The organism is Vibrio echinoideorum (genome assembly GCF_024347455.1).
Classification (GTDB): domain Bacteria; phylum Pseudomonadota; class Gammaproteobacteria; order Enterobacterales; family Vibrionaceae; genus Vibrio; species Vibrio echinoideorum.
The window spans coordinates 1487345-1511550 of record NZ_AP025484.1 but is presented as its reverse complement, the minus strand read 5'-3'; the positions used below and the strand labels follow the sequence as shown (position 1 = coordinate 1511550).

Sequence of the window (24206 nt, the reverse complement as noted above, 5' to 3'; positions counted from 1 at the left end):
TCTATTTTTTGAACCAACCTCATAAATCATAAGCAACTGAATTCACCTTGTTAATCGTAAGGAATATAACGGCGACCCAAAATATATAATTAACTAATGAGTGTTGTATGTCTCATACCCGTTTATTCCCACGTCATCGTTTGGCGATCGCTTGTGTGCTTGCCAGTGTTTCCAGTTTCTCTTTTGCCGAAAATCAATGTGATGTTTCTGATCTTCAGTTGGCCTCTGATCTCGCTCTTTCTGTCTCTACGGCGGACTACAGTTGCTATGGTTCTTGGTTCTCTGCATCTGAAAATGCATTAAACAACATTTACAGTGAAGCGAGCTTAAGCCGTATTCAAGCCACGCTGAACCTAGAAATTGCCAGTTATCGAGGTGAAGAAGAACAAGCTCGTAAACTCGAAAACCTTGGCGAGTTTGTTCGCGCCGCTTATTACGTTCGCTATAACGCGCAAGCGGAAGATTTTTCTGATGTGCTGAGCCAACGTTTTGCACTGTCGACCAACTTGTTCCTCGCTAACCCTAATGCTTTAGACCAAGGCCGACAGCAAACTGGTGCAATGAAAAGTCTGACTCTTATGGTAGATAATGTTAAGCAGCTGCCGCTGACTATGGATGCGCAACTTGCGGCACTTCGCCACTTTAACCGAGAAACTGCGCAAGACTCACAATGGGTCGACGGGTTAAACAATCTGTTTCGAGCAATGGCTGGTCACGCGGCTAGAGATGATTTTTACGATTATATGGCGAGTCATACTCAGCATATCGATACACTTGCAGCGTTCGCTCGTGATAACTCATGGGCACTGGATACTGATGCCGGCTTTCTTGTTTATAACGCAGTCCGTGAAACAGGTCGCTTACTTGCAAGCCCAAACAAAGAAACTAAAGACAAAGCGTTGCGAGTTATGCAGCAAGTGATGGTACAAAACCCGCTTGGCAGTGAGCACGACAAACTTTGGTTAGCGGCAGTAGAAATGATGAGCTATTTCGCACCGGAAGGTCTAAATGGCTTGAATATTGAGCAAGCCAAACGTGATCTAGCCATGCGTGTTCTTCCTAATCGTCATGAATGCCAAGGGCCTGCGATTATTCGTTCTCAAGATTTAAGCCAGTCACAAGCTATGGAAGCATGTGATGTGTTGGCAACGAAAGAGGCGGATTTTCATCATGTGGCAAATACCGGTCAACAACCCGTCGCAGACGATAACAACGACCGAGTAGAAGTCGCGGTGTTCGGGAGCAAAGGCAGCTATGTGGATTACTCCGCTTTCTTATTTGGTAACACCACAGACAACGGTGGTCAGTACTTAGAAGGAAACCCATCAGAGGTAGGCAACGTAGCGCGTTTTGTAGCTTATCGTTACGATAATGGTGATGACCTGGCTATTCTCAATTTAGAACATGAATACACACACTATCTCGATGCCCGCTTTAACCAATATGGTTCGTTTAACGACAATTTGGCGCATGGCTACGTCGTGTGGTGGCTAGAAGGTTTTGCCGAGTACATGCATTACAAGCAAGGCTACGATGCTGCGGTAAGCTTGATTAACAGCGGGAAGATGAGCTTATCGGATGTGCTTGCAACCACTTACTCCCATGATTCTAATCGTATCTATCGCTGGGGCTACTTGGCGGTGCGCTTTATGATGGAAGAACATCCTCAAGAAGTGCAGAGCTTGTTGGCACTGTCTCGTACTGGTCAGTTTTCCGAATGGGCGCAACAGGTAAAAGTGTTGGGTCAGCAATACAATGGTGAGTTTGAACGTTGGTTAGAATCAGTTTCAACCGAGCCTGAAATACCAAACCCGGATCCTAACCCAGGAGAGCCGACTGATCCCACAGAGCCGACAGATCAAGTCACTGTGCTTGTCTCAAACCAAGATGTGCTGTTAACCGGCACGGCTTATAGCGAACAGCTTTTCTACATTGATGTACCAGAGAACACCACGCATTTTGAGGTTTCGATTGAAGGTAATGCTCTGGGCCAAAGCCAAGGTGATGCTGACCTCTATATGAGTTACGGTAAAGAGGCGCATTATTACGACTTCGAGTTTAGCCAATACGGCAACGGCAGCAATGAAGTTGTGGCGTTCGAACCTGGTTCATCGGGTTATATCAAACCGGGTCGTTACTACATGAGCATCACGGGTCGCACCGATTTTAGTGATGTGACGCTGGTGGCATCCGTAGAGACAAAAACGCCAACACCACCAATCCAAGAACAAGATGATTTAACGCCAGTGATCTTTGAATCTGGTAAAGCTCAAATCCTGACTGTCCATCAACGTCGCTATGCTGCGGTGTATGTTCCAGAAGGTGTGCAAGAGGTGCGAGTGTGGTTAACGGACAAAAACACCGCTCAACCAGATACTGGTAATGTCGATCTGTTTGCTAGCAGTACATATTGGCCAACCGCAGGGCAGCACGAGTATGCGTCTAACTACGCAGGCAGTAATGAGTATCTGCAAATCCCTGTAACAGAAGAAGGCTATTTACACTTCTTACTGAGTGCAGAACAACAAGGGGATGATGTCGAGATGTTGGTGTACTTTCATTAACCAACATAGCACTAGATAAAATGGCATTAACAAATAGCACCATCTAAAACGTTACTCCTATAAAGGGTCACAATATCCGGTGGATAAAAGCTGGGCATGAATGTCCGGCTTTGTTTTTTCTGACACTGTTCTGTGTTTATGGATTAGCGACACCATGATTCCTGATGAAGTGATGACATTTGAGGTTTAATCTTGAAGGCATATGAAACACCATTGAGAGTGAACACTCGTTAATGGCTGAATGAATTATTTAGTGAGGATTTATGAGAAAAGCATTATTGGTTACTTTGGTAGGTGTCGTAGTTTTAGCTGGATGCAGTCAGAAGGGCGAAGTGATGACTCAATCACAAGAGAAAGCGAATCCTATCTGTAGTACTCAGAACCTTACTGGCGGTTGGTCGAAAAGTGATATCACACCTCAAGCTGAGCAAGCTTTAAACGCGGTTCTTGGTCAAATGAATACCGCTGCTGAGCTCAAACAAATCTTGAGTGTTCGAACTCAGGTCGTCGCCGGTTTGAACTATGCTATCGAGTTTGAAATGGATAATGGTGAGGTGTGGAATACCGTCGTTTATCGTTCGCTACAAGGTGATATCGAAATGATGCAAGCTGCGCAGCAAGGCCGTCTGTGTCTATAGTATGGATATTTTCAATACCTATATTTTTAGGTAACTTATGTCTGTATACAGAAAGTAGAAATGGTTCCGTATTGGGAGCCATTTTTAATTCTAATTAAGGTCGGTTAATTGAACGCTATTAGCTGGTCAGTTCGGGTTCCAATAACTCTTGAACACAAGCACGGCTGATGTCTTCATCAATGTACGCCATTCCAAGTTTATTCAAGTAGTCCATACGGTCAGCCGTTCGCAGTTCAATATCTGGACCTGAGATGTTGTTCTCTTGATAGACTTGAGCTAAATGAACCATGAATTGCTCGCCAACACTCATCATCAACAGGCTCATTGCGCCTACGTCCGGTTTTACTTTTGCTTGTTGTTTTTCAGAGAGACTGACTGCTAACACGATAGGGTGCTCTTCACCCTCAAAACGAGTGCTGCGCTCGCGAATGGTTTGCTGAGCCCAGTAATACGCCAGTTCTTTACTCTGAGTTAAGAAGACGGGTTCAACGGATTCTGTGTAGTTGTTGCCAATGGTCGCCATAGTTTTTGAAGCCGCTTCGTTGAGCGCTTTGTCTCCAGAGCGCTTTAGCCCTTGACCTTGAATAGACGCAAGTAAAGCTGAAGACGTGCCGTGATACCAAGTATCACCAGTAGCGAAGCCATTTTCTGATAGCAACGTTTTTGCATCTTGTAGGTGTGTCGGTATTGAAGTCATAGGCACTCTCAACAAATAGGAATATCAATAAACAGGAATATCAAAAAATATGAATATAGTTAGCTTAAACAGAATTTTCTAGCGTAACAGTGGTATGGAACACAAATCTGAGGCTTTGAGATGAAGCTGGCAGTACAAGCTTCATCTCAAAACCTCCTCCCTCCGAAAACCTAACAGGGAATGAGGAGGGGGAGATTTTATTGGGGGAAAGCTGTTAGCGATTAATCAAATTGATTTGATGTATTCGCTTCACCCGCTGCTTTTAGTGCGTTTTCACCAGCAAAGTACTCTTTGTGGTCATCACCCATGTCTGAACCCGACATGTTTTGGTGTTTAACACATGCGATGCCTTGGCGGATCTCTTTACGTTGAACATTCGCAACGTAGCCCAGCATGCCTTGGTCTCCGAAATACTCTTTTGCAAGGTTGTCGGTAGACAGTGCCGCTGTGTGGTACGTAGGCAAAGTAATCAAGTGGTGGAAGATACCTGCTTCACGAGACGCATCGGCTTGGAACGTACGAATCTTCTCGTCTGCACTTGCAGAAAGTTCAGTTTCGTCATACTCCGCGCTCATTAGGCTTGCACGGTCGTAAGCTGATACGTCTTTACCTTCTGCTGCCATTGTATCGTATGCTTGTTGACGGAAGTTTAGCGTCCAGTTGAATGATGGAGAGTTGTTGTATACCAGTTTCGCGTTAGGGTGAATTTCACGTACGCCGTCCATCATCTCTTTGATTTGACCAATGTGTGGCTTCTCAGTCTCAATCCAAAGTAAGTCAGCGCCTGCGTTGATAGCTTCGATACAGTCAAATACGCAGCGGTCTTCACCAGTACCTTCACGGAATTGGTACAAGCCAGATGGTAGACGCTTAGGACGAACTAGCTTGCCGTCGCGGTTAAAGCAAACATCACCTTCAGCCATATCTGCAACATCGATCTCTTCAACATCTAGGTATGAGTTGTAGATATCGCCTTGGTCGCCTGGCTCTTTCACTACTGCAATTTCTTTTGTTAGGCCAGCACCTTGTGAATCGGTACGAGCGACAATAACGCCGTTGTCGATGCCTAGTTCAAGGAAAGCGTAACGAAGTGCGCGAAGTTTCGCGTGGAAGTCAGCGTGCGGAACCGTTACTTTACCGTCTTGGTGGCCACATTGCTTTTCATCGGCTACTTGGTTTTCAATTTGTAGACAACATGCCCCTGCTTCAATCATTTGCTTAGCCATTAGGTAGGTCGCTTCTGCGTTACCGAAACCTGCATCGATATCAGCGATGATTGGCACTACGTGAGTCACATGATTGTCGATTTTATCTTGGAGACGGTCTTGCAGGTTAACGTCGCCAGCTTCACGAGCAGCATCTAGCTGACGGAATAAACCACCCAGTTCACGAGCATCAGCTTGGCGTAGGAAGGTGTATAGCTCTTCTACTAAGCCTGCTACCGATGTCTTCTCATGCATTGATTGGTCTGGTAGTGGACCGAAATCTGAACGAAGTGCAGCAACCATCCAACCCGAAAGGTATAGGTAACGACGATCGGTTTTGCCATCGAAGTGCTTTTTAATAGAAATCAGCTTTTGTTGGCCGATAAAACCATGCCAACAACCTAAAGACTGCGTGTACTGAGAGCTGTCTTCGTCGTAGGCCGCCATGTCTGCACGCATGATGTCTGCCGTGTATTGCGCAATATCCAGACCTGTTTTGAATTTGTTTTGAGCTCGCATACGAGCTGCAGATTCAGGGTTGATTGCATCCCATGGAGCACCAGCAGCGCTTTTTGCAACTTCAATCATTTCGATATCTTGTGTAATTTGCGACATAACTATTCCTTAGTTTCTCGTGGACATGTTGGCCAATTTGGCGAGGTCATTTGATTTGGACTAAATCTAACCATGGACAAAGAATAACCATGTATGTGATAATTTTGTTAATTTATAGTTATTATATTCGGTATTTTTTATATGAATATTGCTCGTATAGACCTTAATTTACTTGTGTATTTAGACATGTTGCTACGTGAAAGAAACGTAACACGTGCGGCAAATCAGCTAGGAATTACTCAACCCGCCATGAGTAATGGCCTACGTCGATTAAGGGATCTGTTTGAAGACCCATTGTTGGTGAGAACAAGTGAAGGGATGGTACCAACCGAGCGCGCACATAAGTTGCAACCACTGATCCGTAATATATTGGCGAATGTAGAGAAGACGCTACAACCCACAACTGAGTTTAATGCGGAAGACAGCGAACGCGTGTTTCGTATCATGGCGAGTGACTATGCAGAATCGACCATTATTCAGCCATTGCTTAAAAAACTGAGCGAAATAGCTCCGAAAATTCGATTGGATATCATGACGCCAAGTGATGTGAGCTATAAGGATGTGGAACAAGGCACTGTTGATATTATCATCAACCGATTTGATGATATTCCACAGTCGTTTCACCAGATGAGCCTTTGGCACGACGGGTTCTCCTGCTTATTTAGCTGTGATAACCCGATTGCTGATAACTTTGATATTTTGTCTTATTTAAAGGCGCAACATATTTGGGTGAGTAAGACAGGGATGGGCACAGGTGTTGGGATCAACCCAAGCGAAGCACAAAAGCTGGGTTGGATTGATGAAGCACTAATGCGTATCGGTAAAACCCGAAATATTACGGTGTTTACTCGACATTATTTGTCGGCGATTCTCTTCGCTCAACAGAAAAATCTGCTCCTTACCATTCCAACCAAAGCGGCACAGTTACAGCGCAACAATCCTAGGTTGTTAATCAAACCGGCACCTTTCGCTATTGAACCTTTTGAGGTGAAGATGGCATGGAGCCCATTGTTACAAACCAATCCAGACCATCAGTGGATGCGTCGATTGATTAAAAGTGTTGCCAATGAAATAGAGAGTGGTGTGACGGAATAACACAGTTTGTAGGGTATTTTTTATATGAATATCCAGTATAAACGGCATAAATTAGCTAAATTCATGCCTGTTAAGTAAGTTTAAGCTAGTAACGTAAATTTGAGCTAGGAACGTAAATTTAATCCAGTTACGTAGAATTATTGAGTAGTCATCAGTTAGTTTGAGAGAGATTTTATGAGCAGTCGTATTCAACAGGGAAGCTTGAGCATTGATAGCACCCTCTACCAATTAATTAATGAGCAGGTCATTCCTGGAACGGGCATTATCGCAGAAGACTTTTGGCAATCTTTTGCAGATATCCTTGCAGACTTGGCTCCAAAGAATCGCGCATTGCTTATTAAGCGTGAAGACCTTCAACACCAAATTGATGTTTGGCACCAAGAGCGTGCAGGACAAACATTGGATGTGGCAGAGTACAAACAGTTCCTACAACAGATTGGCTACTTAGTCCCTGAAGGCGATGACTTTCAAGTCACCACTGCAAGCGTTGAGCCTGAAATTGCAACACAAGCGGGTCCACAGCTTGTTGTACCTATTATGAACGCACGCTTTGCACTTAATGCAGCAAACGCACGTTGGGGTAGCTTATATGATGCGCTCTACGGAACGGATGTCATCAGCGAAAGTGATGGTGCTGAGAAAGGCGGAAGCTTTAACCCAGTTCGCGGCGCCAAAGTAGTCACTTATGCCCGCGAGTTCCTTGATGATGCTGCGCCGTTAAATGGTGTTTCTCATAAAGACGTGACCAAATACAGTATCAGCAACGTGAGCATTGGTAACACGCTGACGGCGACACTAGATAACGGCGAAGAAGTCACTCTAATTGATCATAGCCAGTTTATTGGCTACCAAGGTGATGCGAGTGCGCCTTCAAGTATTCTGATCAAGCACAACAACCTACATATTGAAATTCAAATTGACCCGAGCGCACCAATTGGCAGCGTTGATGTTGCTGGCATTAAAGATGTGTTAGTGGAAGCGGCACTCACCACCATTATGGATTGCGAAGACTCTGTTGCCGCAGTCGATGGTGAAGATAAAGCTCTGGCCTACAGTAACTGGCTCGGTTTGATGAAAGGCGACTTGCAAGAGTCGTTACAGAAAAATGGTAAAACCATCGTTCGTAGCTTGAACCCAGACCGCCAATACACCAGTGTCACCGGTGGTGAGATTTCGCTTAAAGGTCGCAGTATGTTGTTTATACGCAACGTGGGCCACTTAATGACCAACCCAGCCATTATTGATGATCAAGGTAATGAAGTACCTGAAGGCATTATGGATGGCATGGTCACTTCGCTAATCGCAATGCATGATTTAAAAGGCAACAGCGCTTACCAAAACTCGACAGCGAACAGCATCAATATAGTAAAACCTAAGATGCATGGCCCTGAAGAAGTGGCGTTTACTAATGAATTATTTGGCCGCATTGAAGATGCATTAGGCTTAGATCGATTCACGATCAAAGTCGGTATCATGGACGAGGAGCGTCGTACCTCAGTCAACCTTAAAGAATGTATTCGCGCCGCTAAAGACCGTGTTGTATTTATCAATACCGGTTTCTTAGACCGAACCGGTGATGAAATTCATACCAGTATGGAAGCTGGCCCGTTTGCGCCTAAAACACAGCTGAAAACCATGACTTGGATTGGTGCATACGAAGATCAGAACGTCGATCTTGGCTTAGCTTGTGGCCTGCAAGGTAAAGCCCAGATTGGTAAAGGCATGTGGCCAGAACCAGACAATATGGCGAAGATGATGGATGCGAAAATTGGTCATCCGCAAGCAGGCGCAAATACTGCTTGGGTTCCTTCTCCAACTGCGGCGACTTTGCATGCTCTGCACTATCACAAGGTGAGTGTACCAAGTCGTCAGAAAGAGCTTCGTGAGCGAGTGAGAGCGAACGTCGACGATATTCTGACTATTCCGCTATTAGGCAAGCAAAAGCTGACCGCTCAAGACATCCAAAACGAATTGGACAACAATACACAAGGTATTCTTGGCTACGTAGTTCGTTGGATTGACCAAGGTGTCGGGTGTTCTAAGGTGCCGGATATCAATGATGTAGGCTTGATGGAAGACCGCGCGACATTGCGTATTTCAAGCCAACATATTGCGAACTGGTTACGCCATGAGATTTGTAATGAAACCCAAGTAATGAAAACCATGAAGCGCATGGCCGCAGTGGTTGATGAGCAAAACGCTGGTGACCCGAGCTACCGTAATATGGCACCTGACTTTGAAAACAGCATTGCCTTTTCAGCCGCGTGTCAGTTGGTATTCGAAGGTTGTGCTCAACCAAGTGGTTACACCGAGCCAGTGCTGCATGCGATGCGTTTGAAGTTGAAAGCACTTACATAACCAAAACTGCTAAATAGTTCAACACTGGAATAGCTGAGTAGCTAAATAAAAAAGTAAACGATATTACATAACAACGTCACTAAATAATAAAACCACTAAGAAAAGAAAGACCCTTTTAAACCGAGCCCAAGGTGCCGCGCTTTATAGCGCGGCTTTTTTTTGAGTTTTTTTGAAGGGGTAGGTGCTTTAAAGCTTTTGATATTTAAGAGTTAGGAATCGCTAATGTCATAGTTTCATTATCATTAAAACGTTGTTATCACCAAAGCTTCTTTACCACTAAAACGTTGTAACCATTAAATGTTCTTTGTCGCTAAATCTTCATTGTCGATAAGGCTTCGTTATGGCTATAGCTTCGTTACTGCCAAAACCTAGTTACTACCAAAACACAGATATTTAATGTCCATGTACTCATCGATGCCTTCTTTGGCACCTTCACGGCCAATACCTGATTGCTTAACACCACCGAAAGGGGCGACTTCGGTAGAGATCAATCCATCATTGATGCCGACCATTCCGTACTCAAGCGCTTCTGCGATTTTCCATACACGGTGGATATTCTGGCTATAGAAGTATGATGCTAAACCGTAAATTGTATCGTTGGCCATCTCGATGAGCTCTTCGTCGGTATCGAATTGCATCACGGGTGCGACTGGGCCAAAAATCTCTTGTTGAACGATGTCCATGCTGTGTTTTACATCTTTAAGAACAACGGGCTGAAGGAAGAGTCCATCAAGTTGTTGAAGTGGCGTCACAGGTTTAGCACCTTGTTCAATAGCTCGGTTTATCAATCCTTGGATGTTTTGCTTAGCACCTTCATTGATAACAGGGCCAACCGTTACGCCTTCGTCTAAACCGTTTCCAATTTTAAGCAGCTGTACTGCTTGGTCGAACTTAGCCACGAACTCATCGTATACTTTGCTGTGAACATAGAAACGGTTTGCACAGACACAGGTTTGCCCTGCATTACGGAATTTTGAAGCCATTGCGCCTTGAACTGCAGCGTCGATATCCGCATCGTCAAACACGATAAACGGTGCGTTGCCACCCAGTTCCATTGAGGTACGCTTGATTCCTTTCGCCGCTTGAGCCATCAAGATACTGCCGACTCGGGTAGAACCAGTAAAAGAGATTTTTTTAATCAGTGGGTGTGAGGTGAAAAGACCACCCACTTGCTCTGGGCTTTCACCGAGTACGACTTGAAGTAGATCTTTCGGAATGCCCGCTTGGTAAGCCAATTCAACCACAGCAAACGCAGACAGTGGTGTCTCATCTGACGGCTTCACGACAAAGCTACAACCCGCGGCTAAGGCAGGTGCGGCTTTACGCGTGATCATCGCCGTGGGAAAGTTCCATGGGGTAATGGCACAAGCCACTCCAATAGGTTGCTTGATCGTAACTAAGCGTTTACCCGCGACTGTACTCGGGATTGAATCGCCATAGGTTCGCTTCGCTTCTTCAGCGAACCATTCTATAAAACTCGCACCATAAACGATCTCGCCCTTTGCTTCGGCTAACGGTTTGCCTTGTTCAATCGTCATTAGCCGAGCAAGATCATCTTTGTTTTCAAGGATCAGTTGATGCCAGCGATGAAGTAATGCGGCGCGAGATTTAGCCGGTACTTGAGCCCACTCTTTTTGTGCTATGTGAGCGCGTTCGATAGCACTTGTTAATTCAGACTCAGATAAAATAGGTGCGTGCCCTACGAGTTCCCCAGTTGCCGGGTTTGTTACCGAAACAGCGTTTGTTGGTTCTGTCACCATAAAAGAGAGTAAGTGCTTGTTGTTAATGTTTAGCATCGTGTTTCCTTTGTCGTGATTACTTAAGTATGTTGCTGTTTATGATAAATGCGGGCGTTAAAATGATTTCGACCAAACATCGTTTGGCCGAATACCGTTTAGCCGAATACAGTGACAACGGGGCAACAGGCTTCAATATGTACTTAAAGCCAGATCCTACTGTTAAGCTGAAATTATCAAAACTAACCCCAATTATCAGATTCTATTTTTGCGAGCGCTTTTGCCGCTTTTTGAAGCGCTGGTAAGAATTTAATCGCTTCATCTGGTCTTAATCGAATGACAGGTGCTTGTATTGCGAGGCCGAGGTTTGATTGACCCGTAGATGACGGAATCAGCACGGCGATACAGACTAAGCCCGGCAAAAACTCTTCGTCATCAATTGCAAAACCTTGGATTTTCGCTTCTTCGATGTCTTTCTCTAATGTCGAATAGTCGGTAATGGTATTTAAGGTGTATTGAGTTAATGGCACGTTTTCAATCAGTCTTCGACGCTGTGACTTAGACATGTGAGCTAAAAACAATTTCCCGCTTGCTGAACAATGCACTGGGACGCGAGAGCCTGGGTGTAGGTGAAAACGAAGGGGGGCTTCAGTTTCTGCACGATCAAGATAGATGATCTCGCCACTTGATAGCGCCGTTAGGTTACAGCTTTCGCCGACTTCTGCTCTCAGGTTTTCAAGGATAGTGCGTCGAGCGCTGTGCATGGTGCTATTCAACAGTAGGTTTTCGGCAAGCTTTCTGAGTCGAATACCTGAGCTGTAGTGCTTCTCATCGCCGTCTCTTTGAATGATGCCTGCTGCTTCTAACTGCTGAAGCATTCGGTGCAGGGTCGGTTTTGGTAGTCCAGTTTCTTCGACTAATCCTTGAAGAGAAATAAACTCGTCTTTTTGCGCTATCACCTCTAATAGTGCAAAAAGTCGGAGAGTCGGTGTATCCCCTTGAACTGGTGGTGTTTCTGTTTGCATATAATGATCCATCCTTGCGATATGTCTATGCCTAAGAGTGTACATACCAAATCATTATTCTTCAATTATCTGAATAAAATTTGACCTTTTTTATTATTCTAATAATATAAATATAAATTATGGAACAATTAATCTCAATAAATGGAATTTAAGATGAAGGCGATTGAACGGATTATTGATAAGGCTCACTTAGATCGTAAGCGAGTGGTTTTGAGTGAAGCTGAGGACCCGCGAGTACTAGCAGCCGCAAGAATGGCGATAGACAAACAGCTCGCTCACATCACCCTAGTAGGGGATGAACCAGCGATCATCGCTGCTGCAGAATTACATCACATTGATCTTGTAGGCATTCATATTGTTTCCCCACAGGCGTCATCACTCAAAGAAGTGCTCGCTGAGCGGTTGTATACGCTAAGAAAAGCGAAAGGTATGACTTACGATGACGCTCTAGAGTTGGTTCTAGACCCACTCGTTTTTGCCAATTTGATGGTCAGAGAGGGGCTGGTCGATGGCACAGTTAATGGTGCGGTTTATACCACGTCTGATGTGGTGCGAGCTGCGCTTCAGATTATCGGCCCCGCGCCAGACAGTGAATTGGTGTCCAGTTTCTTTCTGATGATGTTGTGTGAGCCTTTCCATAATCTTAAAGGCGGCATGATTTTCAGCGATTGCGGTTTGGTGATTGATCCCAATGAAGCGGAATTAGCATCCATTGCGGTTGCCGCATCGAAAAGTGCCCAAACGTTACTGATGGAGCAACCTAAGGTGGCGATGCTTTCTTTTTCTACCAACGGCAGTGCCAAGCATGAATCGGTCGATAAGGTTCGTAACGCGGCTCAGTTAGTTAAACAACGTTGCCCCGGAATCGCCGTCGATCAAGATGTTCAACTCGACGCCGCAATTGTGACTGAGATAGCGGCTAAAAAGCTGCCTGATTCAGAGGTGAAAGGTCAATCGAACGTGTTGATATTCCCCAATTTAGAAGCCGGTAATATTGGTTATAAGCTTGCGGAGAGGTTAGGTGGGGCAGTTGCGATTGGACCGTTATTACAAGGCCTGAATCAACCTGCCAATGACCTATCGAGAGGGTGTAGCGCGCAAGATATCTTTAATGTGATCGCGGTGACCGCGGTACAAGCGCAGCAAGGGAAAGTGTCTGATTCTAACGCTGATATTGATACTGAAGCTGATGTTGAAGAAAGAGAAGAGTCGACGTTTGATTTTAGGTATTAACATTTAGCTCCCGAAGTTAATACTGAATCTTGCACCCAAAATAAAACCCTAAACAACCTAATTAGGATTGCTGATGGAGTTACCTGTTTTACTCGCCATTCTTGCCACCATCGCGGTGGGTACCTATTTCCAAACCGTCACGGGGTTTGGTCTTGGGATCATTGTAATTGGTTTAACGGTCAGTCTTAATCTGGTTTCCTTACCCGTTATTGCTGCTGTGGTCAGTATTGTGACTTTGTTTAATTGCTTTGTCGCTTTGATGGGTAAGCCACTGCTTGGGGAGCTCAAAATTCTGGTGGTGTTAGTCATCGGTATTATTCCCGGTGTATCGATGGGGGTGTTTTTGCTGGACGAGTTGAGTGACTCTGCGACCAATATCTTGCGAGGGCTATTGGGTGCGATGGTGCTATTCGCAGGTTTGAGTTTTATGTTCAAACCTAAAACCAGAAAGGATCGTTCGGCAACGGTATCATTCCTTATATCAGGATTTAGCTCTGGTTTAGCGGGCGGGTTATTTGGGATGGCGGGCCCTCCGATTGTTTATCATCTCTATCGGCAACCTTTTACACTCGATCTGGTGCGAAGCACACTGCTGATGGTGTTCGCTTGTACGTCGATGTCGCGTACTGTCAATGTCTACGTTGCAGGCGACATGGAACCGAGCATACTGTGGCTATCCGCTATTGCTGTCCCCTTGGTGGCGCTTGTCACGATGTTTGCTCGACGTTTCCCGCCACCGTTGTCTAATGACCAATTAAGAAAGCTGGTGTTTACGGTGCTGATGTTGATTGGTGGGTATCTGATGGCTGTGTCTGCATGGTCGTTGCTTGCTGTCTTTTAGTTGCTTGCTATCTCTTAGTTGCTCGCTATTTCCTAGTTACTTGTTATCTCTTAGCTGCTGCTATCTCTTAAGAATATCCTCTAGAAAAGGCTAGCGGCCTGCTAGCCAATACTTCACTGCTCCCCGAAATTTCACTTCTCATTGAGTGCACGTATAAACAAAAAGCCTAACGCTTTAGCATTTCAAATACGTTCTTACATAACCCGAACAGGCAGCTCTCCTGCACATCTAAGGTGATGTTACTGCGGTAGTACGGGCTTAAATCGACGCCCATCCCTACGCCATGAATCTCAATACCGTTTTTGGTCGACTCGCGTTCAATGACTTGTTTGAGATGGTTATCCAAATAGAACTGATCGTTGGCGGTGCTGGTGGCGGTATCCATCGGACAGCCGTCTGAGAACACGATCAAAACCTTTCGTTGTGCACTGTGCTGCTTTAAACGCAGGCTAGCGAACTGCACTGCTTCGCCATCAATCCCTTCTTTAAAGATGTCTGCTTTACGAAGGCTAGCAATGCCAAGGCGAGATCGTCTCCAATGTGTATCAAAATCCTTAAACACGATGTGCCGAACTTCGTTCAACCGGCCTGGGTGCTTTGGTTGGCCTTGTTTAAGCCACTGTCGATAAACTTTTCCACCGTTCCAGTTATTGGTCGTGAATCCAATGATCTCAAATGGAATGTTGGCCAGTCCAACGGATTTAAGAATCGTATCCATCAACAGGCTTAACTTGTGACTGTGCTTTTGCATTGAACCTGAGCAATCCATTAAAAACGTGATGGCACATTGGTGAGATGCGCCGATGTCAGGTTGATAAAAGACAGTGCGATCCAATGGCGAAGTGATGAGCTTGGTGATGGTAGTGGCGTTAACAATGCCTTCTTCTAAATGATCCTGACGTCGGTTCCTTTGTGGCGTGGCAACAAAGCGAGTGAGCATAGCGGCTAAACGGCGAGTGTTTACTTGTCTCGCCATGATGTCATCAGTCAGCTTTTGTCTCAGTTCGAGTAATAGGGCGCGCCTGACGAGTTTGCCTGCCGCGATGACTTGATCAAATTCTGAATTAAAGACCTGATAATTGGCGCCTGACAGTTCGAATACCTTACTACTGCCCGTTATGTCGCTATCGACGTCTTCATCTTGAATGTCACCATCAACAATCAAGGCTAGCTGCGCAAGGATCTTAATGTCTTCTTCGACCGTTGGAGTGGGCGAGTTATCACTTTCTTGCTCTTGGATGATTAACTCTTGTGCAAGGGTTGCAAGCTCATTGGCATAGTGGGCAAACTGTTGCTGGTCGGCTCGATGTTGCTTTAAGCGCTTCAGGCAGTGACCAAAAGTAGGCACGATGCCAGCGAGAGTCGATTCAATGGTCTCAGCGATAGGCTCAGACACCGGAACGCCAGTCAAGCGGGTGTGGATGACCTGCATCAGTGTAAACAGCAACATGCCTATTCGTGATTCGGTAAAGCCATTTTGATGATATTGGTCGCTCCAATACGCAAAGTTGAATTGAATACTAGTGATCACGCCCTTCAGATAAGACGGGACTTGCGATTCAATTCGTACCTGTTCGCAGAAATCATATAACAGACGTTCGACTTCGTTTTTCGGTCGCAATGAGTAATGAAGAACAGCATCTGAAAGCAAGAGTCGTAATGCCGATGAATCGATCTTACCTTGCATCGAAAGCTTGCTGTTTTTCAACTCATGGCGAGACACAAAGGTGAGATCGTTAGTGTGTGCAGACTGGTAATAACAGGGGATATTGCCTTTATAGAGACGTTCTCCCCGATAATTCAGACTCAACTCACCACTGATCGCTCTTGCGACAGACACGCCAAGATCGAGGATCTTTTTCTGTTGAGAAGAAACGTTGACCATGGTTTACGACTCCGAGTGTGAATAGTTTTGAGTAGGTGTTTCTAAATCTTCACCAAAGCAGCGGAAATAGTATTCACTGACTAGCTCTTTCTCTTCGTCTTCGCAGCGATTTAAGAATGACAGTCTAAATGCCGTTGCTACATCGTCGAATATTTGGATGTTTTCGGCCCAAGTGAGTACCGTTCGTGGAGACATCACCGTCGAAAGGTCACCAGCTCGAAACCCGTTACGCGTTAATCCGGCGGTCGCGATCATTTTCTCAACCAATTGTCGGCCACTTTCATTATTTAGATCTGGAAGCTTGGATAACACGATCTTAGTTTCATGTTGTGGATCTAAATAGTTGAGTGTAGCGATGATGTTCCATCTATCTAATTGACTGTGGTTAAGTACTTGAGTACCCGAATACAAACCTGAAAAATTACCCAAGCCAAGCGTGTTGCAGGTAGCAAACAGGCGGAAAGAAGGGTGAGGAGTGATCACTCGGTTTTGTTCTAAAGAGGTGTATTTGCCGTCTTGCTCTAATAGTTGTTGAATCACAAACATCACGTCAGGGCGACCAGCGTCGTATTCATCTAATACCAGTGCGATGGGTTGTTGAATACTCTGAGGAAGAATGCCTTCTTTAAACTCTGTTACTTGCATCCCGTCTTTAATGACGATGCTGTCTTTACCTATGAAATCCAAGCGACTTAAGTGTCCGTCTAGGTTGATCCTCAAGCATGGCCAGTTCAATCTCGCTGCAATCTGCTCAATGTGAGACGACTTGCCCGTTCCGTGTGTGCCTTGAATCAGTGTGCGGCGATTGGAGGTGAACCCCGCTAATATCGCTAGCGTCACTTCGGGGTCGAAACAGTAGTTAGGATCGACTTTAGGAACATATTCGCCCGCATGTTCAAATGCCATCACGGTTAGGTTGCTGTCGATCCCAAAGCGTTCTCTCACACTTACTGGTTGCGTTGGTATCAATTCCGCCTCTTTCATCATTTTTCCCTCTATATAACTCACCACTTGTCGCTGCTATCGCGATATGTCATCGATTATTAACAGCTCCGCTAAAGTTAACGGCACTTTTTGTACGAAAAACTACCAATAATGTGATCCAGTTTTATTAATTAGAATGAATTGTTCCAATTTAATATAAAAAGTTGACGAGCAAAAATTCTACTACTAAGGTGAAATTGAATTCGAAAAAGAGACAATTTATTCCGAAAAATGAAATTTTGGTTAACTCAAGGAGAATGGAAGAATGAGCGAGCAAGAAAAACGTACGGTTGTTTCCGGCACAGTAACAATGACACCATCAGAAGCGTTCGTTGAAACTATGGTTGCTAATGATGTTACCGACATGTTCGGCATCATGGGGTCAGCATTTATGGACGCAATGGATATCTTTGCTCCTGCTGGCATTCGATTGGTCCCAGTGGTACACGAGCAAGGTGCTGCTCACATGGCAGATGGTTACTCTCGTGTATCTGGTCGCCATGGTGTGGTTATCGGGCAAAACGGCCCAGGTATTAGTAACTGTGTGACTGCGATTGCAGCGGCGTTCTGGGCACATAGCCCGGTCGTCATTGTGACGCCAGAGACAGGTACAAAAACAATGGGCTTAGGTGGTTTCCAAGAGTGTAACCAGCTTCCAATGTTCCAAGAGTTTACTAAGTATCAAGGACACGTAACGCACCCAGACCGTATGGCAGAATACACAGGCCGATGTTTTGACCGCGCGATGAGCGAAATGGGTCCAACTCAACTGAATATTCCACGTGACTATTTCTACGGTGAAACTCAAACCGAGATCCCTAAACCAGCACGTTTAGATCGTGGTCCGGGTGGTGATAAATCTTTGAATGAAGCAGCTGACCTTATTGCTGAAGCAAAATTCCCAGTCATCATTTCTGGTGGCGGTGTGGTAATGGCAGATGCAGTTCAAGAGTGTGCAGCATTAGCAGAAAGACTAGGTGCACCTGTAGTGAACAGCTACCTGCACAATGACTCTTTCCCGGCGAGTCACCCATTATGGTGTGGCCCTCTAGGCTACCAAGGTTCGAAAGCTGCAATGAAACTGATGGCTCAAGCGGATGTGGTTATTGCTTTGGGTACACGTCTTGGTCCATTTGGTACTTTGCCTCAACATGGCATGGACTACTGGCCGAAGAACGCGAAAATCATTCAGATTGATGCAGACAACAAGATGCTAGGTCTAGTTAAGAAGATTTCAGTTGGTATCTGTGGTGATGCGAAAGCAGCTGCGGTTGCTCTATCTGAAAGGTTGGAAGGCCGTGCACTGTTGTGTGATGACAACAAAGGCGCTCGCCAAGATACAGTCGCTACAGAGAAAGCACTTTGGGAAAAAGAGCTTGATGAGTGGACACACGAACGTGATTCTTTCAGCTTAGATATGATTGAGGAAAACTCACACGAGACTCCGTTCTCTGGTGGTGAATATCTACACCCACGCCAAGTATTGCGTGAGCTAGAAAAAGCGATGCCAGAAGACGTAATGGTCTCGACGGATATTGGTAACATCAACTCAGTGGCAAACAGCTACTTACGCTTTGAAAAACCACGTAGCTTCTTTGCTGCAATGAGTTTCGGTAACTGTGGTTACGCGTTCCCGACTATCATTGGTGCGAAAGCAGCGGCACCTCATCGTCCCGCTATCTCATATGCAGGCGACGGTGCGTGGGGCATGAGCTTAATGGAAACCATGACATGTGTTCGCCATAACATTCCAGTGACAGCTGTGGTATTCCACAACCGTCAATGGGGTGCTGAGAAGAAGAACCAAGTCGACTTCTACAACCGACGCTTTGTTGCCGGTGAACTTGAAAACCAAAGCTTTGCAGAGATTGCACGAGCAATGGGCGCTGAAGGTATCACGGTTGATAAGCTAGAAGATGTAGGTCCAACCTTGCAAAAAGCCATCGACATGCAGATGAACGAAGGCAAAACAACCATCATTGAAATTATGTGTACTCAGGAATTGGGCGACCCGTTCCGCCGAGATGCACTATCAACACCGGTTCGTTTCCTAGATAAATACAAAGATTACGTATAAGTCATAGGAAGTTTGTCCGGCCACCGCATCATCGAGAATGTTGTCGAGTGCGTGGTCGGGCAATACTAACGGGTATTGGCAAAGTGCTTAAGTGAAGAACGTAAACGCTTAGTTCAATAATTTCTCGTTAAACATTAGAACACTAATTAAATGCTCATTAGGAAAATAAGTGGTTCTAGCTATATACACTTTGTCACTCATTATTATTAATAGTTCATTAGTGGATGGATCTGTAAATACTAGTTAGTAATGAAGATATATATCTACTATCATTTTTTGAAATTATTTTCACCACTAATCACCGTGATCGTTGATTAACATGATTGTTGATTTTTTGATTATACCGTATATAAATTTAAGTGACTTATTGTATGAGTGTTGTGAAAAATAAACGTTATATAAGCTCACTCGACGAGCTGTATGAAATAATCGATTCACTCATTACAGAGTGTAGTGGGCACCGTGGATTAATTTATAACGTGTGTGATTATGAAAATAATAACTTGATGCCGAGCTTAGGCCAATCAAATCGAAAGAATATTCGCCGTGTCGAACAAGAGCTTCTCTCGACCGTGAGAGTTTATGGTGGGCATTCGTTGAGTGCACACGAGATAAACGATTGGTTACTGATGTGTTTAGCCAAGAAACAGGGGTTTCCAACCCGTTTACTTGAATGGACAGATAACCTGATTAATGCGCTGTGGTCTGTATGTCATAGCCAAAGTAAAGACTGTATCAATATTATTAAAGCCATTGATTATCATAAAGTTAGTGTTTTCAACTCACCATGTGACCTGAAGAGAACTCAGATATTCAATGTGGCTGATTGTGATCAACAAGAGCAACGAAAAGATAAGTGGTATTCCATTCACCCATTTAAGGAAGGTGGCAATGATGCCATTCAGCCTTTGTACGATGAGAAAGAATATTCAAACGGTCTAGTATCCGTTCATATTCTTCCGTCAGCGAAAGTAAACCTGATAAAGGAATTAATCTCCATGAATGTTTTAAATGAACCGACAGAATATATTGAAGAGAAGCTGGCTGATTTGAAAAATGAAGCCCATGTAGACAGAAATCAAGTAATTAATAAAGGTGAGGGTAATATCGAGTTACAAGTTAATACTCATGATCGCCAGCTTGAGCAGTATGGCCGAAAGTACCATCAAGATTTTGATTTCGACTAAAGTCTAATATTTCTAATGATTTTATTTGGACCTCATATAAATCTAGTGATTACGAGAAAATAAAATTAGAACACCAATTAATTTATAAAAAGATGAAATCTGTGAGCTTAAAGATTGTTTATAAAGTAACTCGAAGTTAGAGTGGCGAATCTTGTTATCTTGTTATCAAGTTGTTAAATTTTCACAGATCTAGTTTAAACACTCTAATAAAAAAGTGGCGCAAAGCTACTGAAATTTAAACCAATAACGAAAACATAAAGGATTCTGGAATATGAATATGCAAACCAATGCAGCGACATTCGTGCTGGAAAACCAAGTCGACACCGCCTTTTTACAGTCTTTTAGTGATGCATGGAATAACCATGATATTGAAGCGCTAATGTCGTTTATGACCGAAGAGTGTGTCTTCCACACCGTGGCAGGAGAAGGCGAACTTGGAAACACTATCGAAGGGTACGAAGCCGTTCGCAATAGCTTTGAATTGGTTTGGCAGAACTTTCCAGATGCAGCCTGGAGCGACCCTGTCCACTTTGTGTGTGGCGACCGCGCGGTGAGTGAGTCAACTTTCTCTGCGACTAACCCTGATGGCACTGTCATCGAAGCTCGTATGGTTGATGTGTTTACCCTGAAAGATGGGAAAATCAGCGTAAAAAATGCTTTCCGTAAAACACGACCTCTTTTGACTCCTAACAATACTCCCAAGAGCTAGACACGAAACCACAACCCGTTCACGTGTTATGACTAGGAGAGTCGAATTATGAGTTTAGTAATGGAACAACCGGCAGCCGATGCGCCGCCAAAGGTGACAAGCACCCAAGCACAAGAAAGTACCCAAGCAAAAGAAAGATACGATCCAAAATACGATCCACTTAAAGACAAGAGCCCAGGTCACGGCAAGGAATACGCCCCTACTTATTGGGTAGATACCGCAGGCGTGCCACCTGAAGATGATGGTCCAATTACATCGGATATGGATGTTGATGTGGCGATAATCGGTTCAGGCTACACTGGCCTAAGCACCGCGATACACCTTGCTGAAATGTACGGCATTAAAGCGACTGTGATTGAAGCTAACCGTTTGAGTTGGGGCTGCAGTACCCGAAATGGTGGTCAGGCTCAGTGTGCGTCAGGACGTTTGAAACGTTCTCAGTGGATTGAACGCTGGGGACTCGAAACCGCGCTAAAAATGCACCGCGAATGCGTAGATGGTATGAACACATTTAAGTCTCTGATTAAAGACATTGATTGTGACCCGCAGCCGGGTGGCCACTTATACGTTGCTCACCGTCCAAAAGTGATGGCAACACTCGAGAAAGAAGCCAAGTTGTTGCGTGACACCTTCGATTACGATGCGCAGATCTTAGATGCGGAAACCGTAAAGCGTGATTACGTTGGTGACCAAGAAGCGGCAGGCGCAATGCATGAGCCAGAAGGTATTGGCATTCATGCAGGGAAACTGGCATTTGGTTATCTAAGAAAGGCGAGAGCACTCGGCGTAAAAGTTCACCCAGCAAGCCCTGTGATGGGATGGGAAACTCGCAACGGTGTGCATTACCTGAAAACACCAGGTGGTGTGGTTAAGGCTCGGTCTGTCGGTGTTTGTACCGGTGGGTATACCAGCCAAGGTTTGCATTCAGAGCTGAAGAATCGCCTATTACCTGTACTTTCTAACTCGATGGTGACGCGTCCGTTAACTCAAGACGAAATCGCCGCGTGCAACTTCAAAACCAATCAGGTGATTACTGATACTAGGATCTTGCGTCATTACTACCGTTTGTTACCCGATAACCGAGTGCAGATAGGTACACGCAGTGCCATCAGTGGCAAGAACGCACCTGAAAAGAAATACGAAGATATGTTGAGATCGGATTTAACCCGAAAATTCCCTTCTCTCGATCAGATCAAAATCGATTATTCATGGTGGGGTTGGGTTGATGTTAGCCACGACATGATGCCAAGAATCTATCAGCCGAATCCAAAGCAATCCATATTCTACGCACTAGGGTATGGCGGCAATGGTGTGATGTACTCCGCTCAAGCAGGCAAGCGCCTTGCTCAGTGGATTGCAGGTGAAGGTCATAAGCTTGACTTGCCAATATTTGAATCAAAACTTCCGTTCCCCAACGTAAGGGAAGTGGTGGAATCTGAGATGTTTGCACCATTTCGAAGAGTAGGGCAACAGTTCCTTTATCAGTGGTATTCGTTAAAGGATGAAGTGCTTTAACTACTCGAACATTGTTTCCAAAATAGGGAAATAGAACTACGACCAGGAAAGTTGTACCAGGTCACCTTGTGAGCAAAGTACAGGCAGGAAGTCTGTATGATATGAAAGGTTAAGACTATGAAATTGATTAAAAATAAAATTATTGCTGGCGTCACAATTGTAGCAACAGCGATGCTATCTCATACCGCGGCAGCAGCAAATTTTAAAATGGCTATCGGCGATGCTGCTGGTGGTACTCAGTGGGAATTAGCGACCTCATTTTCTGAATTGATGGAGCAAAAAACAGACGGTAAAGTCAAAATCGACCTGTTCCCGAATGGTCAATTGGGCAATGAGCAAGACACCGTAAACGACGCGGCAATCGGCCTTCTCGACTTCTCTGTATTGGCGATCAACAACGTGACGCCTTTCTCTCCAACGGTTGGTCTACTGACCATGCCTTATGTTATTCAAAGTGCAGAAGAAGCGGTGCTATTAACTCAAGGCCAAGTCGGTCAAGACCTTGTCGACAATACTATCCGTGACGCAGGCGTTCGCATCGTAGGTTGGGCTTATTCTGGTTTTAGGGTTTTGACTAACTCGAAAAAAGCCGTAGCTTCGCCAGCCGATCTAAAAGGGTTAGTGATTCGTGTCCCTCGTAACGAAATCATGATCGCGTCTTACCAAGCATGGGGCGTAAACCCAACACCAATGGCATGGTCAGAAACCTTTACTGGGCTACAACAAGGTGTGGTTGATGGTCAAGACAACCCATACATCACTGTTCATGCGATGAAGTTCAATGAAGTACAGAAGTACGTAACAAACCTCCGTTACATCTTCTCACTTGAGCCGCTAATCGTGAGTGAAACGGTCTTCCAACAACAGACACCTGAGATGCAAAAGATCATTCTTGAAGCGGGTCAGGAAGCAACAGAACACAGCTTTGCTTATCTAGAGAATACTGAAAACAAGATCCGTGAAGAGCTACAAGCGAAAGGCATGGTATTCACAGACCCAGCAGACAATGAGCAAGAGTGGATTAGCAAGGTAACGAAATCAGTTTGGCCTAAGTTCTATTCAAGTATTGGTGGCAAAGACAAGCTAGACGACGTTCTTGAGTTACTAGGTAGAAAGTAACGATTAGATACGCCCTATCTGCTGTTCTCCGCTACTTAATCACCTAGCGATAGAACAGTGAGATAGGGCCTTTACATGGCTTTACTCGTTGATCTGTTCAGTACCTGATCTTTTTAGTACCGCGAGCGATTGGTTGTCATGTGGAAATCAACATTGGAGGTTATATGTCAGTCGCTAAAACGATAAAAAAGCATCTTAACAACATCGAGGAATATACCTGTTGTCTGTTGCTAGCAAGCTTTGTCTTATTGCTGTTCACACAAATCCTTACTCGTCAGTTTTTTGATTACTCCATACCTTGGGGTGATGAAGTGGCTACTTACATGTTTGTTTGGTTTGCTTATTTAGGAGCCGTTGTGGCGGCAAAAATGTCAGCGCATAACCGAGTCAGTTTTCACTTCAAGTTTTTCCCACCGATTGTTCAGACCGTCTGTGAAACTATCGCTGACTTCTTATGGTTGCTGTTCAACGGTTACTTTGTCTACCTCAGCTACGATTTCGTGTTCAACAAAATGAACCTGTTTTGGAAGTCTCAGACAACAGGCATCCCAATGAAATACTTCTATATGATTTTGCCTATCGCGTTTTCGTTGATGATGATTCGAATTATCTGGAACAACTATGAGCGTTTGTTCAAAGGCGCTAAAAACGAAGATCCTGAAGTCAAAGAACTGCGCAAAATGACGGCACAAAAATCATCACAGTAGTCGTCATAGAGAATAG

18 protein-coding genes are annotated in these 24206 nt (G+C 44.7%); 12 read left to right on the top strand and 6 right to left on the bottom strand.

Annotated features, from left to right (window positions below; translation table 11 throughout):
- The first annotated feature begins 107 nt into the window (after positions 1 to 107).
- Entirely contained in the window at positions 108 to 2564 is a 2457-nt protein-coding gene (locus OCV36_RS22810) for a M9 family metallopeptidase (protein WP_135457440.1), read from the top strand.
- A gap of 263 nt (positions 2565 to 2827) precedes the next feature.
- Complete coding sequence (locus OCV36_RS22805; RefSeq protein WP_017074727.1) at positions 2828 to 3202, top strand: cystatin domain-containing protein; 375 nt, start codon at positions 2828 to 2830, stop codon at positions 3200 to 3202.
- A 118-nt stretch (positions 3203 to 3320) separates the two neighbouring features.
- Here OCV36_RS22805 and OCV36_RS22800 read toward each other — a convergent pair whose 3' ends face one another.
- Entirely contained in the window at positions 3321 to 3899 is a 579-nt protein-coding gene (locus OCV36_RS22800) for a hypothetical protein (RefSeq protein ID WP_135457438.1), read from the bottom strand.
- Between the two features lie 221 nt (positions 3900 to 4120).
- Positions 4121 to 5719 (bottom strand): isocitrate lyase, encoded by a 1599-nt coding sequence (locus tag OCV36_RS22795; protein ID WP_017074729.1) that lies wholly within the window; start codon positions 5717 to 5719, stop codon positions 4121 to 4123.
- Positions 5720 to 5860: 141 nt separating this feature from the next.
- On the opposite strand from OCV36_RS22795, the gene OCV36_RS22790 reads away from it, so the two are divergent.
- Both OCV36_RS22790 and OCV36_RS22785 read left to right on the top strand, forming a co-directional pair.
- A complete protein-coding gene (locus OCV36_RS22790; RefSeq protein ID WP_135457436.1) occupies positions 5861 to 6814 on the top strand; it encodes a LysR family transcriptional regulator in 954 nt (317 codons plus the stop codon).
- A gap of 174 nt (positions 6815 to 6988) precedes the next feature.
- Complete coding sequence (locus OCV36_RS22785) at positions 6989 to 9172, top strand: malate synthase G (RefSeq protein ID WP_135457434.1); 2184 nt, start codon at positions 6989 to 6991, stop codon at positions 9170 to 9172.
- A 368-nt stretch (positions 9173 to 9540) separates the two neighbouring features.
- On the opposite strand, the gene OCV36_RS22780 is transcribed toward OCV36_RS22785, so the two are convergent.
- Positions 9541 to 10968, bottom strand: a complete 1428-nt coding sequence (locus OCV36_RS22780) for an NAD-dependent succinate-semialdehyde dehydrogenase (protein ID WP_135457432.1) — start codon at positions 10966 to 10968, stop codon at positions 9541 to 9543.
- Positions 10969 to 11150: 182 nt separating this feature from the next.
- Positions 11151 to 11933 (bottom strand): IclR family transcriptional regulator, encoded by a 783-nt coding sequence (locus OCV36_RS22775; RefSeq protein WP_054545780.1) that lies wholly within the window; start codon positions 11931 to 11933, stop codon positions 11151 to 11153.
- A gap of 153 nt (positions 11934 to 12086) precedes the next feature.
- Here OCV36_RS22775 and pta point away from each other — a divergent pair, with 153 nt between their 5' ends.
- Positions 12087 to 13166, top strand: coding sequence for a phosphate acetyltransferase (gene pta, locus OCV36_RS22770; RefSeq protein WP_135457430.1), 1080 nt, complete (start codon positions 12087 to 12089; stop codon positions 13164 to 13166).
- Positions 13167 to 13239: 73 nt separating this feature from the next.
- Positions 13240 to 14007 carry a TSUP family transporter gene (locus tag OCV36_RS22765; protein WP_102363544.1) on the top strand — a complete coding sequence of 256 codons (768 nt, stop codon included), beginning with the start codon at positions 13240 to 13242 and terminating at the stop codon, positions 14005 to 14007.
- Positions 14008 to 14173: 166 nt separating this feature from the next.
- On the opposite strand, the gene OCV36_RS22760 is transcribed toward OCV36_RS22765, so the two are convergent.
- Both OCV36_RS22760 and OCV36_RS22755 read right to left on the bottom strand, forming a co-directional pair.
- The gene (locus OCV36_RS22760) at positions 14174 to 15892 is read right to left on the bottom strand and encodes a cobaltochelatase CobT-related protein (protein ID WP_135457428.1); all 1719 of its coding nucleotides are present in this window, start codon (positions 15890 to 15892) and stop codon (positions 14174 to 14176) included.
- Positions 15893 to 15895: 3 nt separating this feature from the next.
- Entirely contained in the window at positions 15896 to 16879 is a 984-nt protein-coding gene (locus OCV36_RS22755; RefSeq protein WP_167853044.1) for an AAA family ATPase, read from the bottom strand.
- Positions 16880 to 17141: 262 nt separating this feature from the next.
- On the opposite strand from OCV36_RS22755, the gene xsc reads away from it, so the two are divergent.
- The 6 genes from xsc (at position 17142) to OCV36_RS22725 (ending at position 24190) form a co-directional block, all read left to right on the top strand.
- Positions 17142 to 18953: a sulfoacetaldehyde acetyltransferase gene (gene xsc / locus OCV36_RS22750; protein ID WP_135457426.1), complete on the top strand. Its 1812-nt coding sequence runs from the start codon at positions 17142 to 17144 to the stop codon at positions 18951 to 18953.
- Positions 18954 to 19324: 371 nt separating this feature from the next.
- On the top strand, positions 19325 to 20140 hold the full coding sequence (locus OCV36_RS22745; protein ID WP_135457424.1) for an FRG domain-containing protein: 816 nt from the start codon (positions 19325 to 19327) through the stop codon (positions 20138 to 20140).
- 271 nt (positions 20141 to 20411) lie between these two features.
- On the top strand, positions 20412 to 20849 hold the full coding sequence (locus tag OCV36_RS22740; protein WP_135457422.1) for a nuclear transport factor 2 family protein: 438 nt from the start codon (positions 20412 to 20414) through the stop codon (positions 20847 to 20849).
- Between the two features lie 48 nt (positions 20850 to 20897).
- Complete coding sequence (locus tag OCV36_RS22735; protein ID WP_135457420.1) at positions 20898 to 22364, top strand: NAD(P)/FAD-dependent oxidoreductase; 1467 nt, start codon at positions 20898 to 20900, stop codon at positions 22362 to 22364.
- A gap of 117 nt (positions 22365 to 22481) precedes the next feature.
- On the top strand, positions 22482 to 23483 hold the full coding sequence (locus OCV36_RS22730) for a TRAP transporter substrate-binding protein (protein ID WP_065100043.1): 1002 nt from the start codon (positions 22482 to 22484) through the stop codon (positions 23481 to 23483).
- 164 nt (positions 23484 to 23647) lie between these two features.
- Entirely contained in the window at positions 23648 to 24190 is a 543-nt protein-coding gene (locus OCV36_RS22725) for a TRAP transporter small permease (RefSeq protein ID WP_017074740.1), read from the top strand.
- The last annotated feature ends 16 nt before the right edge of the window (positions 24191 to 24206 follow it).

Bases quoted from the DNA above. Each gene is read 5' to 3' on its own strand.
- OCV36_RS22810 (WP_135457440.1), top strand. From the start codon at position 108: ATGTCTCATACCCGTTTATTCCCACGTCATCGTTTGGCGATCGCTTGT.
- OCV36_RS22805 (WP_017074727.1), top strand. From the start codon at position 2,828: ATGAGAAAAGCATTATTGGTTACTTTGGTAGGTGTCGTAGTTTTAGCT.
- OCV36_RS22800 (WP_135457438.1), bottom strand. From the start codon at position 3,899: ATGACTTCAATACCGACACACCTACAAGATGCAAAAACGTTGCTATCA.
- OCV36_RS22795 (WP_017074729.1), bottom strand. From the start codon at position 5,719: ATGTCGCAAATTACACAAGATATCGAAATGATTGAAGTTGCAAAAAGC.
- OCV36_RS22790 (WP_135457436.1), top strand. From the start codon at position 5,861: ATGAATATTGCTCGTATAGACCTTAATTTACTTGTGTATTTAGACATG.
- OCV36_RS22785 (WP_135457434.1), top strand. From the start codon at position 6,989: ATGAGCAGTCGTATTCAACAGGGAAGCTTGAGCATTGATAGCACCCTC.
- OCV36_RS22780 (WP_135457432.1), bottom strand. From the start codon at position 10,968: ATGCTAAACATTAACAACAAGCACTTACTCTCTTTTATGGTGACAGAA.
- OCV36_RS22775 (WP_054545780.1), bottom strand. From the start codon at position 11,933: ATGCAAACAGAAACACCACCAGTTCAAGGGGATACACCGACTCTCCGA.
- pta (WP_135457430.1), top strand. From the start codon at position 12,087: ATGAAGGCGATTGAACGGATTATTGATAAGGCTCACTTAGATCGTAAG.
- OCV36_RS22765 (WP_102363544.1), top strand. From the start codon at position 13,240: ATGGAGTTACCTGTTTTACTCGCCATTCTTGCCACCATCGCGGTGGGT.
- OCV36_RS22760 (WP_135457428.1), bottom strand. From the start codon at position 15,892: ATGGTCAACGTTTCTTCTCAACAGAAAAAGATCCTCGATCTTGGCGTG.
- OCV36_RS22755 (WP_167853044.1), bottom strand. From the start codon at position 16,879: ATGATGAAAGAGGCGGAATTGATACCAACGCAACCAGTAAGTGTGAGA.
- xsc (WP_135457426.1), top strand. From the start codon at position 17,142: ATGAGCGAGCAAGAAAAACGTACGGTTGTTTCCGGCACAGTAACAATG.
- OCV36_RS22745 (WP_135457424.1), top strand. From the start codon at position 19,325: ATGAGTGTTGTGAAAAATAAACGTTATATAAGCTCACTCGACGAGCTG.
- OCV36_RS22740 (WP_135457422.1), top strand. From the start codon at position 20,412: ATGAATATGCAAACCAATGCAGCGACATTCGTGCTGGAAAACCAAGTC.
- OCV36_RS22735 (WP_135457420.1), top strand. From the start codon at position 20,898: ATGAGTTTAGTAATGGAACAACCGGCAGCCGATGCGCCGCCAAAGGTG.
- OCV36_RS22730 (WP_065100043.1), top strand. From the start codon at position 22,482: ATGAAATTGATTAAAAATAAAATTATTGCTGGCGTCACAATTGTAGCA.
- OCV36_RS22725 (WP_017074740.1), top strand. From the start codon at position 23,648: ATGTCAGTCGCTAAAACGATAAAAAAGCATCTTAACAACATCGAGGAA.